General features: G+C 41.5%; 13 protein-coding genes. 5 read left to right on the forward strand and 8 right to left on the reverse strand.

All coding sequences use genetic code 11. The annotated features are described in order from the left end of the window. Positions 1 to 106 precede the first annotated feature (106 nt). From FTU79_RS10640 to baeS, 3 genes are all read right to left on the reverse strand, one after another. Positions 107 to 1,804 (reverse strand): carboxypeptidase regulatory-like domain-containing protein, encoded by a 1,698-nt coding sequence (locus FTU79_RS10640; RefSeq protein ID WP_180049974.1) that lies wholly within the window; start codon positions 1,802 to 1,804, stop codon positions 107 to 109. A gap of 232 nt (positions 1,805 to 2,036) precedes the next feature. Then, the gene (locus FTU79_RS10645; RefSeq protein ID WP_078191240.1) at positions 2,037 to 2,723 is read right to left on the reverse strand and encodes a response regulator; all 687 of its coding nucleotides are present in this window, start codon (positions 2,721 to 2,723) and stop codon (positions 2,037 to 2,039) included. Positions 2,724 to 2,735: 12 nt separating this feature from the next. Then, positions 2,736 to 4,412 carry a sensor histidine kinase efflux regulator BaeS gene (gene baeS, locus FTU79_RS10650; protein WP_180049976.1) on the reverse strand — a complete coding sequence of 559 codons (1,677 nt, stop codon included), beginning with the start codon at positions 4,410 to 4,412 and terminating at the stop codon, positions 2,736 to 2,738. A 134-nt stretch (positions 4,413 to 4,546) separates the two neighbouring features. On the opposite strand from baeS, the gene FTU79_RS10655 reads away from it, so the two are divergent. The 3 genes from FTU79_RS10655 (at position 4,547) to FTU79_RS10665 (ending at position 9,251) form a co-directional block, all read left to right on the forward strand. Continuing rightward, positions 4,547 to 5,155: a hypothetical protein gene (locus FTU79_RS10655; RefSeq protein WP_180049978.1), complete on the forward strand. Its 609-nt coding sequence runs from the start codon at positions 4,547 to 4,549 to the stop codon at positions 5,153 to 5,155. Between the two features lie 318 nt (positions 5,156 to 5,473). Continuing rightward, positions 5,474 to 7,276 carry an acyl-CoA dehydrogenase C-terminal domain-containing protein gene (locus FTU79_RS10660; RefSeq protein ID WP_078194152.1) on the forward strand — a complete coding sequence of 601 codons (1,803 nt, stop codon included), beginning with the start codon at positions 5,474 to 5,476 and terminating at the stop codon, positions 7,274 to 7,276. Positions 7,277 to 7,469: 193 nt separating this feature from the next. Next, positions 7,470 to 9,251, forward strand: coding sequence for an acyl-CoA dehydrogenase C-terminal domain-containing protein (locus FTU79_RS10665; RefSeq protein ID WP_078194153.1), 1,782 nt, complete (start codon positions 7,470 to 7,472; stop codon positions 9,249 to 9,251). 111 nt (positions 9,252 to 9,362) lie between these two features. On the opposite strand, the gene FTU79_RS10670 is transcribed toward FTU79_RS10665, so the two are convergent. Beyond that, positions 9,363 to 9,908 carry a GNAT family N-acetyltransferase gene (locus FTU79_RS10670; RefSeq protein WP_218945452.1) on the reverse strand — a complete coding sequence of 182 codons (546 nt, stop codon included), beginning with the start codon at positions 9,906 to 9,908 and terminating at the stop codon, positions 9,363 to 9,365. Between the two features lie 14 nt (positions 9,909 to 9,922). Beyond that, on the reverse strand, positions 9,923 to 10,555 hold the full coding sequence (locus tag FTU79_RS10675; RefSeq protein ID WP_180050050.1) for an FMN-binding negative transcriptional regulator: 633 nt from the start codon (positions 10,553 to 10,555) through the stop codon (positions 9,923 to 9,925). A 170-nt stretch (positions 10,556 to 10,725) separates the two neighbouring features. Here FTU79_RS10675 and FTU79_RS10680 point away from each other — a divergent pair, with 170 nt between their 5' ends. Beyond that, positions 10,726 to 11,223 (forward strand): phosphate-starvation-inducible protein PsiE, encoded by a 498-nt coding sequence (locus FTU79_RS10680; protein WP_180049982.1) that lies wholly within the window; start codon positions 10,726 to 10,728, stop codon positions 11,221 to 11,223. A gap of 47 nt (positions 11,224 to 11,270) precedes the next feature. On the opposite strand, the gene FTU79_RS10685 is transcribed toward FTU79_RS10680, so the two are convergent. Continuing rightward, positions 11,271 to 11,735: an RcnB family protein gene (locus FTU79_RS10685; protein ID WP_078191247.1), complete on the reverse strand. Its 465-nt coding sequence runs from the start codon at positions 11,733 to 11,735 to the stop codon at positions 11,271 to 11,273. 183 nt (positions 11,736 to 11,918) lie between these two features. Between FTU79_RS10685 and FTU79_RS10690 the strand changes: the two genes are divergently transcribed. Next, complete coding sequence (locus tag FTU79_RS10690) at positions 11,919 to 12,377, forward strand: hypothetical protein (RefSeq protein ID WP_180005494.1); 459 nt, start codon at positions 11,919 to 11,921, stop codon at positions 12,375 to 12,377. A gap of 87 nt (positions 12,378 to 12,464) precedes the next feature. Here FTU79_RS10690 and FTU79_RS10695 read toward each other — a convergent pair whose 3' ends face one another. After that, a complete protein-coding gene (locus FTU79_RS10695; protein WP_180026738.1) occupies positions 12,465 to 13,931 on the reverse strand; it encodes a phospholipase D family protein in 1,467 nt (488 codons plus the stop codon). A gap of 109 nt (positions 13,932 to 14,040) precedes the next feature. Next, positions 14,041 to 16,125, reverse strand: a complete 2,085-nt coding sequence (znuD, locus tag FTU79_RS10700; protein WP_180049984.1) for a zinc piracy TonB-dependent receptor ZnuD — start codon at positions 16,123 to 16,125, stop codon at positions 14,041 to 14,043. Between the last annotated feature and the right edge of the window lie 73 nt (positions 16,126 to 16,198).

Below are 16,198 nucleotides of genomic sequence, written 5' to 3' on the forward strand. Positions count from 1 at the left end.
TTAGATGTAAGACTCCGTCGAATAGACTTAAAAATCATTTTAAAAGTGCATAAGTACTTTTACGTGCGTAACATCAGTAACTTAGATAATTAACATCTATAAGTGCTTATTTACGCTGTGGCTCGTCAGCCCACCGTGCATAACTCTTCGTGCTTTTCAACAAAACGCCCGCTTGTTTTGCAGCGACGCCACTATAGTCCTGAGAGAAACTATCTGAATTTTCATCAAAACTCGCACCATCAAATAATGGGAAAGTTCCGGCTTTTTTCTGTATCACCACATCATCAATCATCCAACCGCGGAAACCGTTATAAAGTTGATCGACTGTTCTGAATTGGAATTTCAGCTGAACATTGGCCTTGCCTGCATATTCATCTAATGAAATTGCTTCTTGCTGAACAGCAGCCGGTGCGAGGTTAAAGCCTAAATTACTGTATGGAATCGGCGCGCGCTCATATGCCGAGGATGGATCTGCCAGCGGGTTTAATCGAGCCAAGGTCTTAAAGCTGTTGCCACCGTCGGTAGAAACTAAAATATTCATCAAATCGAATCCCTGATTATTTGGATTGACCGACTCAATTTCCCACCATGTTTTAAAGCTTAAACTCAAAGGCGCTTGATACTGACTTAGATTAATCACAGGTGAGATTAACTCACCCATATTGTGGGTATTAGATGTTCCGCCATCAAACTCTAGAGCCGTGGATGAATCACTTAAAGCACCAATAAAGTTGCCATTTACTTTGTCACCATACCAATATGCCGTATTGCCTTGCAGTGGCTCAGGTACCTTGCCTTGACTTTGGTCATTCGGCGCTAAGCGCACACGCTGATTCACTTGGTTATTACGAATATTGTGACCTTTGTTTAGCAGCTGCCAATCGACATTAGCCACACTAGGCTGTGACCTTGTCCATGCACTGCGAGTAGTAGAGTCCGCTTCAAAAGTTTCACGCCATACCGCATCTGTAGATGTTGTTTCGGGCAGCACTTCAAATTGATAGCCCGATGCAGAAGAAGCAATGACCGTAACTTTTTTCGTAATGGTATTAGTTCCTGCACTGCTAATAGTGAGCGTGGCATTTTTCAATGCTTCAAGCAGCGTATTAGACACGTTAAATGAAAGCGTGAAATAACCATTAGCATCGGTAATTGCACTGACAAATGCACCATTGGTCGCAGCACCGCCAGATAATGCGACTTGCGCATTCGCTAAAGGCTTTCCTTTATAAATGACCTGACCAGACAACGTACCGACTACTGCATCATTGACAGGTGCATCGCTTAAGGTCTGACAGTCTTGGTCTAAACAGTTGAGTATCACATTCAGCACAATGCTCTTATTGGTATTTTTAGGATGGATCAAGAATGCTGAAACTGCAGACTGTCCATTTTTAGTGACCAAAACATAATATGTGCCTGCAGCCAATTTAGGCAGCTTAACGATGCCTTGAGCATTAGCAAGGTAACTTTGACCTTTAAAATGAGTCGCTGTCGGTAAACTGTTGATCGGTGGAAATAACTGTTCAGAATCATCTGCTGTGATTTCATTTATTGTCGCTTTCAAACTACCTGCTTGTACCTTCTGCCACTCTTCATCACTTAAAATCTGAATCGACGCAGCATTTAATGCAAGATTATTTACATCCAACAGCGTCAGCTCTTCTACACTTTTTTGTACCATGGCATCGGCAACTGGCTCTGACGGTACGCTTCCTGTCTCATCACGATCACTACCACCACATGCCGTTAAACCCAAGACACCCGTGACCATTATTATTTTTGCAAATGCTATATTTTTCATCTGTTCTGCCCTCTAATTTTCCATTTTTAAAATTGTTATCTCTACATTGAACTCTGCCAGCCCAAACATACTGGTCAATATTCAAGCAAAATAATACCCAATTTCCACTAAATGCGCAAATTTCACATTTTATGTTTTTATTGCTTTGTTTTTCTTGTTTTTAAAATTAATTTAGCTAGGTATGTACAAAAAAACAGGCCGAAGCCTGTCCTTATAGTATTTACAATCTATTTTAATCTTCTGGATATTCAAAACGATAACCAACGCCATACACGGCTTGAATCCACTCATGGCGGTTGCCAGTTTCAGCAGCATCTGAAATCTTACGACGTAAATTTTTAATATGACTATCAATCACACGGTCAGCCACCTCAAAACTGTCTGGGTTGATATGATCTAGCAATTGCGCACGTGAATATACCTGCCCCACATGCTCCAAGAACAACTCTAGTAAACGGAACTCCGTTGGCGTTAAGCTCAGCGCTTTTTGTTGATACCAAATGCGCTGCTGTGCTTTGTCCATACGGAATAAATCATTGACTTCGGGTTCTGCTTTTCGTTCTAAACGGCGTAATACCGCTTGCACACGTGCCACCAACTCTTTCGGACTAAACGGTTTGCAGACATAATCGTCAGCACCCATATTGAGCCCCAATACACGGTCAATTTCTTCAGTACGTGCAGTCACCATAATAATTGGCAAATCAGACTGCTCACGCACCTTGCGGCAAATGGTTAAGCCATCCATACGGGGCACCATCAGGTCTAAAATCATCAGACTCGGTTTACGTTGTGTGAAGCTGTCATAGGCTTCTTGCCCATCATGAAACATGCTGACTTCAAAGCCTGCAGCCTCTAGATAATCACGCACTAGCTGTGCAAGTTCCACTTCATCTTCAACCAACATGATATGTTTCATGCATGCTTCCTTTTAATATTTCATCTGTTTGGGAAATGTCAATTTGCAACGCAAACCGCCCAATGGAGAATGATCAAAACTCAATTCTCCGCCCAATGCTCTAGCTATTTTTACGGATAACGCCAATCCTAATCCTGTACCACCGGTTGCACGCGTGCGCGAATCATCCACGCGATAGAAACGCTCACCTAAACGTGCCAACTGTTCATCAGTTAAACCAAATGGGCTGTCATCGACATACACGGTCCACTGGGTTTCATCCTGCTCAGTATGTACATGCACTTCACCACCAGCTTCCGTATAACGAATACTGTTGCCCAATAAGTTGACCATAATCTGTTTAAAACGGTCTATATCTAATTGTAATGAAGTCCCTTCGCCCGTTGCGGTAATTTTCAAATCGGCTTGTTCAAACTTCGGTTTAAAGCTTTCAACTTCTTGCATCACTACATCCCACGGATTAATCGTAGTGAGATAACAATTTAATTGCTGTGCATCAGCTTGCGCCAAATCCGCCAAATCTTTGGTCAATTTTTTCAAACTACTCACTTGATTGAGCATTGAGGCAAAATGCTCTGGCGTTGGCTTACGAATACCGTCCTGCATCGCCTCAATTTGAGCCTGCAACACCGCCAATGGGGTTTTTAATTCATGTGAAGTATCGGCCACCCATTGACGACGTGACGTTTCATGCTGATCAAGAATCACAGCCAACTGGTTCAATTCATTCGATAAATCACCAAGCTCATCATTACGGTTCACCGCGACTTGATGTTGATAATTGCCCTTTGTTAACTCACGTGTTCCCATTAACAAACGCTGAATCGGTTTTTTAAAGTAGGTCGCCAATAACAGTGCAGCAATTAAACTTGCAATAAATGTCAGCACATAAACCAATAACAAATAACGTTTTTGCTTACTAAAGAAGTTAATACTGATCGCATCATCTTGCTCGAGGACAGGTTTGAGCCCCAAATACCCCACGATTTGATTATTTACCATAATCGGACGATAAGAAATCTGTTCATCTGTCGGCTCACCCACCACAAATTGGCGCTGTGCATCATATAAAGATAAACGTGAACTCAAGCCCAAGCGGTCAGGCATTTGAATAAACTGTTTTTTACCACCATTGTTGGTATTGTTTTGAGAGGATTGACCGGCATCTTTATCTTTTTCATCCGCATTCGACTCTTTGGGGCGGAACACATTTTGATTCGCGCTTAAAGGAAATTTTAAACCTTCAAAGGGTTGAAACTCAGACGGTAAGTTTTGTTCAAGCCATTTTAGCTCTTCAGTTTTTTGTTCTGCCGTTTGCTGTGGCGTTGCCAACATCGATGCTGCATTCAAACTATGATCTTGGAAATAGCGCTGCTGCAATGCAATGTCATATTGACGACGCAGCCACCACCGAGAGAGACGATCATAGTCATCTGGCGCAGCCTGCCCTTCAATTTGCAGAATCTGTGCCTGAATCGCATTGCCCCAATCATGATAGACCGTATACACATCGGCTAAATTTTCAATGACATGGTCAAGCTTTTGCATCTCGACATCGGCCACATATTTGGTGAAATTACGCTGCATATTCCAATGCAAAACGCCAAGACTTACCGTTGTGATGACGAGCGTCGTCAACAGCACAGTCAGAAACAAGCGTAAGGCAATCGGGATACGACGTATTTTCAAAAGAGAACTCTCATTTTTCTTCTATATTCATTATTGTAGCGAACACGCAACTAAAAAACTCTCCATTGTTTCTACATCTTTATTATTTAATCTTTAACCATCGGAAAAATATCTAATCTGGTGGGGTAAAGACTATGAAACAAATGACCAAAATGGCTTTAATCGGTGCAAGCGTATTGAGCATGGGTGCATTGACGGCTTGTCAATCGACAACCGCACCAAAAGATAACGATCATGGCCGTATGATGAAACAACATCATGGTGATCACGATCGTCGTATGTCACCTGAGCAACGTGAACATTTTAAACAAATGCGTGCAGAGCAACGTCAAGTGTTTGCTGATATGCAAAAAGCTTGTAATGGCAAGACTACAGGTTCAACAGTTCAAGTAAAAGCTGGCGATAAAAGCATTGATGGTACCTGTACCATGGTGTTCAAAGCAGACCGTCAAGACATGAAAAAAGCACGTGGTGAACATCGTCCAATGCGTGGCGACATGCGTGGTCAGATGCAACGCGGTGAACCACTGACTGATGCAAAACGTGCAGAACTGACAAAACAGTTTGATCAACGTTTAGCAGAACGCCAAGCGAAGCAACAAGCGATTATGAAAGCATGCCAAGGCAAGACTGATGGCAGTGCGGTTGCCATTAAAGTTGGCGAACAGCAAATCAATGGTAAATGTGAAGTGCGCTTCCAACCTAAAGCCCCTGTTGCCCCAACGCCAGCACCAGTAAAATAATCCAAACTTAGATCGCAATATCATTGCGTAAAAAAAGGCACTCCCATGAGTGCCTTTTTTATTGGACATATCTTTTTACGCTTTTTGACTATTTGTGTCATTCATTTTCAGCCAAAAGTGTTTACACTCAATGCACTTAGCATTTTCAAGGGATATTTCTTTGACTTTACAGTCACCAACAAATCGCCCTGAAATGCTTGTACCCAATAAGAAGATGTTGCACGATTAGAACCATTCCAATACGTGTCATTGAAGACACGTTCAAATGTTTATTTAGGATTACTAACGCTGGTAGAAACCAGTATTGAGGAAAACGATATGCCACAATACAAAGCGCCCTTACGTGATATGCAATTTGTTCTGCATGAACTATTAAAAGCAGAAGATCACTATGCACAACTGCCTGCATTTTCTGACACCGTAAGCCGTGAGTTGGTTGACCAATATCTAGAAGCTGCTGCTGACTTCTGTGAAAATGAACTTTCTCCTCTTAACCAAGTCGGCGACCGTGAAGGTTGTACTTGGAATGATGGCGTTGTAACAACACCAACTGGTTTTAAAGAAGCGTATCAAAAATATATCGAACTTGGTTTCCCGTCTTTGTCTGCTGAAGAACAATACGGCGGTCAAGGCTTACCGGTTTCTTTAGGCAACATCATTTCAGAAATGGTGGGTACGTCGAACTGGGCATGGGGTATGTACCCTGGTCTATCTCATGGTGCTGTCCGTACATTAGAACATCACGGTTCTCAAGAGCAAAAAGACACTTACCTTCCTAAACTTGTTTCAGGTGAATGGACTGGTACGATGTGCTTAACAGAATCTCATGCAGGTTCTGACTTAGGTATTATCCGCTCTAAAGCTGAACCACAAGCAGACGGTAGCTATGCAATTTCTGGCGAGAAAATCTTTATCTCTGCTGGTGAACACGACATGGCTGAAAATATCATCCATATCGTCCTTGCTCGTCTTCCAGGTGCACCAAAAGGCACGAAAGGTATTTCATTATTCATCGTACCTAAATTCAATGTAAATGCTGATGGCTCAATTGGTGAGCGCAATGCGGTACGTTGTGGTTCGATTGAACACAAAATGGGTATCCATGGTAACGCGACTTGTGTCATCAACTTTGATAACGCAAAAGGCTTCTTGATTGGCCCTGAAAACCGCGGTCTAAACTGCATGTTCACATTCATGAACACTGCACGTATCGGTACTGCTGTACAAGGTCTTTCAGCTTCTGAAGGCGCTTTCCAAGGTGCACTTGCTTACGCAAAAGACCGTTTGGCAATGCGTTCACTTTCAGGCCCTAAAGCACCTGAAAAAGAAGCAGATCCAATTATCGTTCACCCTGCAGTACGCAACATGCTGCTTACGCAAAAATCATTTGCTGAAGCTGGTCGTGCTCTGGTTTACTTATTGTCTTTCCATGCCGATATCGTGGAACAAGGTGCAACTGAAGAAGAACGTAAGTTCTCTGACAATATCTTGTCATTATTAACTCCAATTGCTAAAGCATTCTTGACTGAAACAGGTTCTGAATCTGCAAAACACGGTGTTCAAGTATTTGGTGGCCACGGCTTCATTTCTGAACATGGTATGGAACAAATTGTACGTGATACACGTATTTCATGCTTGTACGAAGGTACGACTGAAATTCAAGCAATTGACTTGTTAGGCCGTAAAGTATTGGGTACTCAAGGTGCAATGTTGAAAGACTTCACCAAGATCATCCATAAATTTGTTGAAGCTAACAAAGACAACGCTGCCATGAAAGAATTTGTTGAGCCGCTTGCTGCGCTAAACAAAGAATGGGGCGACTTAACCATGCAGATTGGTATGAAAGCAATGCAAAACCCTGAAGAAGTAGGTGCTGCTGCAGTCGATTACCTCTACTTCTCTGGTTATGTAACGCTTGCTTATTTATGGGCTCGCATGGCACTAGTTGCACAAGAAACTTTAGCTGCAGGAACAACAGATGTTGATTTCTACAATGCAAAAGTAACGACTGCTCGCTTCTACTTCAAGAAAATCTTACCACGCGTTCGCTCTCATGTAGAAGTGATTGCAGGTGGCCTAGATCCTCTTATGGCATTGGATGCAGAACACTTTGCATTCTAATGTGAATATCTAAAACATATTCAAAAAATTGTACTCGTGAGTGCAGAAATAGAGAAAGGACGGTCATAGCATTGGCAGTCCTTTTTCTTTATAAATAGTCCCATAATTTTACTTTGGTCAATTTTCTCCACGCTTTGTGTCGATACAAATTGCCCCAAGTCCATAGATTCAAACAATAAACAGGTGAACGAACATGCCAATTTATAATGCGCCGCTTGCAGATATGAAATTCATCTTAAATGATGTTTTTAAAGCAGAACAATTCTGGCAAAACAACGAAAATCTTGCTCACGTTGATGCTGCTACTGCAGAAGCCATTCTTGAAGAAATGGCAAAATTTGCGCAAAACGTCACTCATCCATTAAACCGCACAGGTGATGAAGAAGGCGCAACCTATAGCAATGGCAATGTCACGACTCCTGCTGGTTTCAAAGAAGCATTTAAACAATATGCTGAAGGCGGCTGGATTGGTCTAGGCGCAGATGAAGAATGGGGCGGTCAAGGCATGCCAAAAATGCTGACTGTTCTGTCTGACGAAATGCTGTTTGCAACCAACCCATCATTCATGCTCTACCCGCTTCTTTCTGTAGGTGCAGGCATGGCATTAAACAGCTATGCATCACAAGAGCAAAAAGAAACTTATTTACCAAAAATGTATACAGGCGAATGGTCAGGCACCATGTGCTTAACTGAACCGCATGCAGGTACAGATTTAGGTATTATCAAAACTAAAGCCGAACGTAATGAAGACGGTACTTATAACATTACAGGTACGAAGATTTTCATCACTGGCGGTGACCACGACCTTTCTGAAAATATCATCCACTTAGTTTTAGCGAAAACGCCTGATGCGCCTGCGGGCTCACGCGGAATTTCACTATTCATCGTACCTAAATTCTTGGTGAATGCAGATGGTTCATTGGGAGAGCGTAATGCTGTAGGCCCTGGTTCTATTGAACATAAAATGGGGATCAAAGCGTCTGCAACATGTGTAATGAACTTTGATGGCGCGAAAGGCTACCTGGTTGGTAAAGAAAATGAAGGCCTTGCAGCGATGTTCGTCATGATGAATTACGAACGTCTGTCTATGGGTATTCAAGGCCTAGGTGCTTCTGAATTTGCTTATCAAAATGCAGCGCAATATGCGACTGATCGTTTACAAGGCCGTAGCGCTTCTGGCGTTCAATCGCCTGCAAAACCTGCAGACAGCATCTTAGTTCATGGTGATGTACGTCGTATGTTGCTGAACGCACGTGCCAACAATGAAGCGTCTCGTGCATTTGCGGTTTATGTTGGTCAACAACTGGACATTACCAAGTTCTCTACGGATCCAGAAGCAGTCAAAGCAGCCAATAACCGTGTTGCGCTGTTAACACCAATTGCGAAAGCGTACTTAACAGATACAGCTTTTCAAGCAACACTGGATGCGCAAATGGTATTTGGTGGTCATGGCTTTATTCGTGAATGGGGTATGGAACAATGTATTCGTGACCTGCGTATCGCACAGATTTACGAAGGGACCAATGGCGTTCAATCTCAAGACTTAATTGGTCGTAAAACCATTAAGTGCAATGGTGAATTCATTGCTGAATATATCCAAGAAATCCGCGATTTTGCCAATAACTTAGATGCCAGCTTGAACTACATCAAAGATGCAACATTAGATGCAGCAGCTGAAGTTGAAGCGGTGACTCAATATGTACTTGAAGCTGCTCGTGAAAACATTGAGTTCCCGAACTCAGCAGCAGTTGATTACCTACATGCTGTAGGCCTACTCAGCTTTGCCTATATGTTTGCCCGCATTGCAGATGCAGCAAAAGACAAAGATGGCGAGTTTTACCAAAACAAACTTGCACTGACTCTTTACTTCACGCAGCGTATTTTACCTGAATTGGCATTACGCATTGCTAAAGTAAAAGCAGGTTCTGAAGTGATCATGAACTTCTCTGAAGATTACTTTACCAACCAAGCTTAATTAAATACACAAAATCAAAAATGCCCGATTTATCGGGCATTTTTTACTTATTACTCTTCATACATAACCAATGAATAGGATTCTTTAAGCAAAAATAATAAACGTACCAACTTATTCATAATCTTCCAATTCCATTCGATATGTAAAACAAGGATGGAGCTGATCGTCTAGCATTGGAAATGTAGCCCAATGCGTTTTCTCTTTATCTTGTTTAAATCCTGCCTTCATTAAGACATTTTGTGATGCTAGATGTTCCTCAGCACAAAAAGATGAAACAACATTCGTGACTTGATTCTGCTTTAAATACTTAATTCCCCCATTTAAAGCCTCAGTCATATAACCACAACCATGAAAATTCACCCCTAACCCAAAATGTATTTCTCCATGGTTTTCTTGATTGAAGAAATACAGTAAGCCCATCGCTAAATGCGTATTCTTATCACTAATCACCCATGCAAAATCAGGATTATGTGTCGACCAACAATGATCTGCCCACTTTTCTAAAACACTCTTGGTCTGTTGAATCGTTAAATGTGGTAACCGCTGCAGATAACGAGTTGCTTCTATATTCGAAAAATATGTATCAAATAATGAAATTTCATCTCCTAACTGATACTTTCTCAGGCATAAACGTTCAGTTTCAATCATATTGGGCATGATTCTTTAGCCTGTTATTTCATGGGATAAAATTTTTTGATCGACTCAACCATTTCAGCATTCGACATTTCCAAAGCTTTTGCCACATTCATTGCATCTACAACGCTGCGATTTTGACTCACTTTAAACTTACCCAAAATTGAGTCTATTTCGATTTCAATCGCTATAATTTTTTCCAGTTGTTCCGCGATAAAATCATGAGGCGCGTCGCCCATTTTCCATGGCACGGGTTGGCTAGCTTCATGTTGACGCGTCAAACGAGCCAGAATTCCTCGTAAATATTTTTCATCTGCAATTTTACGTATCTTGCCTTTGACATGTACCACGCGGTAATTCCATGTCGGTACAACGCGATGATGCTCCTGTTTTCCTTCATACCAGCTTGGCGAAATATAAGCATCTTCAGCCTGAAAAATAACATAGACATGTGCTGACTGATTCAATATTTCAAACATTGGATTGGCCTTAGCAATATGACCGCGTAATACACCTAATTCGCCTGACTCAGCGTCATATTCTAGTGGTAAATGATTCACTTCCAACTCACCATTGGGTGCAGTCAGTATTACTGTCGCCAAAGCATACTTACGCATAAGATCAATCAGATCAGGGAGTTCATCATGTTTAAAATGCGTTGGTTGATACATCGTCGCTTCATTCTTATAGGACAAAATTTAAGCTCAAACTTAACATTAAAAACTTTATTAAACCTAAAAAATATTTTTGTCATATGCGCTTCATGTGCATGAAATTTGCTTGGTATTTAATGACTAGTTCATCATTGAATATTCACGCAATTTACACAGGAGGAAGATATATGAAACACCGTGATCCCAAAGTAGAAAAAGTTGAAGCCCTCCTTGACCGTTTTGGCAATATTGCTGTAGAAGGTTTTCATTATCTTGCACTGTTTGTCATCGGCTGTATGATTTTATGGTCTGCGGGTCATACCATTTTTGAAATTATTACAGTTAAACAATTCGCCACGATTGACGATATTTTATTATTGTTTATTTTCCTCGAACTCGGTGCCATGGTCGGTATTTATTTTAAAACTAACCACATGCCGGTACGCTTCCTGATTTATATTGCTATTACTGCCCTGACCCGTTTACTGATTTCGGACATTCAACATGACCATAAAGCGGATATGGGCTTGGTCATTACTACAGGTTCGATCCTCATCCTTGCTGTGGCCATTTTGATTGTGCGCTATGCCTCTTGGACATATCCTTCGGTTATTCGAGATAAGCATTCCGAGAAGCCACTGCCTGAAGGAAAAACCCCACGTCCGCAAGATGATGAGTTAGCTTAGTCTTATTAAAGCCCCTCTTTTTTAAGGAGGGGTTTGGGGAGATTAAATTACCGATTCGGCACTAATACATAGCGACCATTTTCAAAGATCCAATACATGCCACTTGGGGGTGCTGGTAAACCAATCCGTTTCCAATCGCTGATAAAGGTATAGGTCGAACTGGAAATACTGGCACTCGCAGGATCGCCATTGACCCAACTATAGCTTTGTGAATTTTGAGTAATCGTGGTCGGTGCATTGTATTGAATGCTAATGCCACTCTGAGGATACTGCGGATAAGGTCGATTTGGATATTGCGGATAAACCGGCGGACGACTTGGATACTGAGGATAATGTTGAGGATAATTCGGCGCATGCTGCGGATAGCCAGGCCGATTCATCGACGGTGGACGGTGTTGTGGTTTTGATGTATCTACACCTTGGTAATTTGCCCATTTGTTTTCCGCAAAAGTACTGGCTGAAGCACTGATCAGCATCACACCTGCAATCGCATAGAATAATGTGGTTTTCACTTAAGCTCTCCTCGACGGTTTATACGCTCAGTATAAATTCCATTGTAGGAGAAAAAATGGATAAAAATCCATCAAGTGCAAGAATTTGTTAATTTTCCGACCAAGCTGATCGCACCTTCAGGCTAGCCTGTTTTTCATTGGATTATGCTAAGATTGATTTTATTTCGTAGTGGATCAAATGCTGTGTCTGAATTAAGTTTTGACCGACTTCATCAATTTTTTTCTAAAGTTCCAAGTATTCAAGAACAACTGATTGACTCGTACGGAACCGATGGTAAAACTGCTTGGTGGTTTAAATTTCAAATTAATGTAGATCACCCTTTAGCATGGCAAACTGTTCAAGAATTGGGCCATGTATTGAACTATATTTCTAAAAATGAACGCTTACCGACTCAATTTTTACCGGTTTCTCCGCCACCATATATGAATGGCGAAGCAAGACAATTCTTGTCTTGGGTGATTCAATGTAACCATGCCGATTTTCCACCAGATGTCATCTGTGACTGGTTAGAAGCTCGTTTGCCACAACCGGTAGATGATGCAGATAAATGGAAAATCAAAACCGATATTAAAGAATTGGATCAAATGACGGATAAAGATTTAGATCAAATCGTTCCGCCGAATCCTGTACCGAAGAATTAAAACTGATTTAGTTCCTCCTAACCTCCCTTTAAAAAAGGGAGGAAAGCCCCTCTTTAAAAAAGAGGGATTTGGGAGATTAAGACAATTCTAAAAAGTAGATATTCCGCTCCATTCCATAAAGCGATACAACACATATTTCAAGGTCGATTCATCCGCATATTTACTATAATCGACACTCATTTGTTTACCATCCAGATTTGACCAAGCCGTATTAAAGTACTGCGATGCATCTTTAAAAACTTGCGCATTTTTCAGACCAATCACGCGTAAATCCGTTTCTAAATTATAGTTTTTTAAGTTACGCGCGGTGAAATTTGCCGAACCTAAAATCATATCGGCTTGATAAGCAGTTCGTTTTAAAATCATCTTGCTATGGCACTGCTCACCTTGGGTATTACACCAACGTACATCAATACCCGCATCATGTAATTCGGATGCTACAGGTCGATTTGGAATGCCATTTTTAGTCCGCCCAAAAGCATCCTTATTCGGATCGAGTAATACACGCACTTTCACGCCACGTTCATGCGCAGCAATGAGTGCCTTGGTAATTTTACGTTCTGACAAGTAGAACATAGCAATATCAATTTCAGTTCCAGCTTTCTTCGCACTATCAATTAAGTCGAGTGTGGCATCATAAATGGCTTTTTCAGTCAGCACTTGAACCTGTGGCTGAGTTTTCGCGGCTTCAACATCTTTAATCACTACAAATGGAATATTAGCTTTAGACATCATGCCTACGGCTTGCTCGGTTTTTAATAGGTCAATTGCAGTCATTTCCTTCACAGTCAGAGCAACATTAGAATGTCGTGAGCTACCATCATGTGGATTCATAGAGGTGACTAAACCTTTCCAGCCATCGATGGTATCTACCACCAAAGTTTTTCGGTGATTCGCTTTAAAGTTAAACAGATCCATATAGCTGCGAATCGTCACTTTTTCCGTACCTAATGGATTCGGTAACCAGCCTTGTTCAGGATTATTGCCAATATCTTGACAGCAGATATACCAAAAGCCTGACCATGCAGGATTGGATGCACGAAGCGGTACCAAATTGGTTTCGATTAACTCAATTCCACCTTGACGCAATTGACGATAATGTTCAGGTTGAATGCCGCCATATACCGAATTGACCGGGTCAGTAATCACAAAAATTTCCACTTGAGGAGATAGACGACGCTTCAAAATCAGTGCATCGGTCAGTTCCTGTGTTAATGGTTCATGTTTTAATTGAGAGTCGCCAACTTGAGGATTAAAGAGAAACATATCCAACACAATGGTCGACTGCGCTTCTTCGATCATTTTCAGCATTTCTTTAAAAATGCGATGTTCCTGTTGCTGCTTTCCTTGCGCATCGATATAGGTTTCATCTACTAAAAAGTTCACTTCAGCATGGCGAAGTTTTCCCGTGTAGTTCAGCCCTTCAGGGAGTGGTTTTAGCGTGTGATAGGTTGCCGATGCCAAATAACCTAAAACCAATAAACCAATGACCACACCCACATAGCGACGACGTGACCAATTAAGCTTGTGATGTATTCGTTGAATGATGCGCATAAGAAAAAACCTAGTCTAATGCGCTCAGACTAGGTTTTATTCATTGATTTTTCAAGAGGATTTCTGTGACTTTACCTAGACTTACTTAGAAAAGTCTGTGCAAATTCAATTAGAAACCAAATTCAAGACCAACCGTAAAATTACGACCGACTTGAGGAATATTGGCAAGGAATGACGTGTGAGAGTAAACATCTTCATCCAATAAATTATTGGCTTTGAAATAGACTCGATAATCATTTTGATCTTTCAATTGACCACTATAGGCCACACCCAAATTCACCATATTGTAGCCATCTGTTTCACGCTCAAATGCAGTGATTTTGTCTTGTTTGAATACATGTGAATATTCTGCAAGACCTGACCAACCATCGGCAAAGTCAACATCGACCTTGGTTCCTAAACGCCCTGCAGGCACACGTGGCGCATTTTCACCATCAATTTTGCCGCGAACATAATCACCAAAGACACTGAGTTTATACATATCATTGATGGCATAGCCTACTTGAGCTTCCGCGCCATAAAACTTAGCTTTGTCTTGGGTGTAATCAACTAAGCGGAAGTTTTCAAAATTATCTTTGGTTGCGGCATAAATGTAGTTGTCATACCAGTTGTGGTACACATGAACGTGATAATCCAACTGATCTTTTTCATAATGGAAACCTAATTCTAGATTATTGGATTTTTCAACATCTAGATTTTCATTCCCACGTTCATAGGTATTGGTCGCAAAATGCTTGCCATCTGCATACAGCTCTTGCGCCAATGGCAACCGCTCTTGATGAGAACCCACCCAGGACAATTTATAATTGGGTGCAAACGCCCAATTCACAGCACCTGAATAAGAGATGCCATAATCATCATAGTCTTTTTGTGCAGAATCGATTTGAATTTTCTGCTGATCTACACGGGCGCCCAGCTCGACATGAAAATCACCAAATTGTTTATGCTCTAAACCAAACACACTCCATTTTTGGGTTTTATTTGGATTCATCAGTGACTCTTCACCACTAATATTGAGCTTTTGCTGATTGTATTGTGCTCCTATCACACCTTCCCAATCCGCAATCGGGTTATGCACCAACTCTAAACGACCATCGTAACCTTTACTTTTAAAGGTTGTTGCCGCTGTATCGCCTTCAATTTCATCATGTTGATAATCGGTATAACTTGCATGTGCACGGATTTTTTGGAAGCCCGCAAACGGATTCGCAAGTTCGGTACGGAAATCATAGCGTTCTGACTTTAAGTCGACCCATGGGCCTGCGGCATCATGATCGTGATCATGTTCGTCATGGGCTGAATGATCATGCTCATCGGTATGCCCATGGTTGTCATGACCATCACAATGTAAATGGTCATCATGTGGATGACAGCTTTCATATTCATGACTATGCCCCGGTAAGCCATATTGGTCTTGACGGTTGCTATAAGACAGTCCAGCAAAACCGCGCTCATGAATCCATGAAGCACCAATCGTTACATTTTCGCCTTCAGCAAAAGTATTACCCACACGACGTTCTTTTTCTAACTCACCCTCATGGTCATGGAAATAATCGGGTGCAATATAGTCATTGGCTTTACGCTTTGATCCCTCAACTCGCAGTGCAAAATTTTCTCCTAGCGCAGCAGTGACACCTGCACTCGCTAATTTTTCGTCACTACCTGAGTTATAACGTAGCCCAACCTGCCCCTCTAAACCATTTTCAGGCATCTGCGTTGGAATTTTTTGATCGGTAACATTCACCAACCCACCAACCGTCCCAGCTGCATACAATAAAGTGGATGGCCCACGAATCACTTCAACTTGTTTCGCTAAAATTGGATCAACCGTCACTGCATGGTCAGGGGATAAAGTTGAAACATCTGCTGTTTCAGATGCATGCTCCAAAACTTTGACACGTGGCCCATCTTGCCCACGCAGCACAGGTCGACTTGAGCCTGCACCAAACTGATTTGAATATACACCCGGTTGTCCGGCTAACGCATCACCAATAGTGACTCCACCTTGTGCCAAATCTTTATGCTTAATAATGTTATCTGCAACCGCAAAATCTGCGGCACTTTGATTTAAAGGATGAACCTGAACATTAATGGCTTCGAGCTTTTGTACCTGTTGTTGCTGATCATCAGCATAAATATTGGGTGCAATCACTGCAAAAATTGAGATTGTGATTAAATTCTTATGAAAAGACATTTGGAGAGACTCAAATCAGGCTATTTTTGAATAATGTTATAATATAACATTTCATTTATTTTGCAATAAAAAA

It is taken from the genome of Acinetobacter sp. YH12144 (assembly GCF_013418345.1).
In the GTDB taxonomy this organism is placed as follows: Bacteria; Pseudomonadota; Gammaproteobacteria; order Pseudomonadales; family Moraxellaceae; genus Acinetobacter; species Acinetobacter amyesii.

Coding starts and splice junctions, on each gene's coding strand:
- FTU79_RS10670 (WP_218945452.1), bottom strand. CDS start 9,908: ATGCCCAATATGATTGAAACTGAACGTTTATGCCTGAGAAAGTATCAG.
- FTU79_RS10680 (WP_180049982.1), top strand. CDS start 10,726: ATGAAACACCGTGATCCCAAAGTAGAAAAAGTTGAAGCCCTCCTTGAC.
- FTU79_RS10665 (WP_078194153.1), top strand. CDS start 7,470: ATGCCAATTTATAATGCGCCGCTTGCAGATATGAAATTCATCTTAAAT.
- FTU79_RS10660 (WP_078194152.1), top strand. CDS start 5,474: ATGCCACAATACAAAGCGCCCTTACGTGATATGCAATTTGTTCTGCAT.
- FTU79_RS10645 (WP_078191240.1), bottom strand. CDS start 2,723: ATGAAACATATCATGTTGGTTGAAGATGAAGTGGAACTTGCACAGCTA.
- znuD (WP_180049984.1), bottom strand. CDS start 16,125: ATGTCTTTTCATAAGAATTTAATCACAATCTCAATTTTTGCAGTGATT.
- FTU79_RS10675 (WP_180050050.1), bottom strand. CDS start 10,555: ATGTATCAACCAACGCATTTTAAACATGATGAACTCCCTGATCTGATT.
- FTU79_RS10655 (WP_180049978.1), top strand. CDS start 4,547: ATGAAACAAATGACCAAAATGGCTTTAATCGGTGCAAGCGTATTGAGC.
- FTU79_RS10695 (WP_180026738.1), bottom strand. CDS start 13,931: ATGCGCATCATTCAACGAATACATCACAAGCTTAATTGGTCACGTCGT.
- FTU79_RS10640 (WP_180049974.1), bottom strand. CDS start 1,804: ATGAAAAATATAGCATTTGCAAAAATAATAATGGTCACGGGTGTCTTG.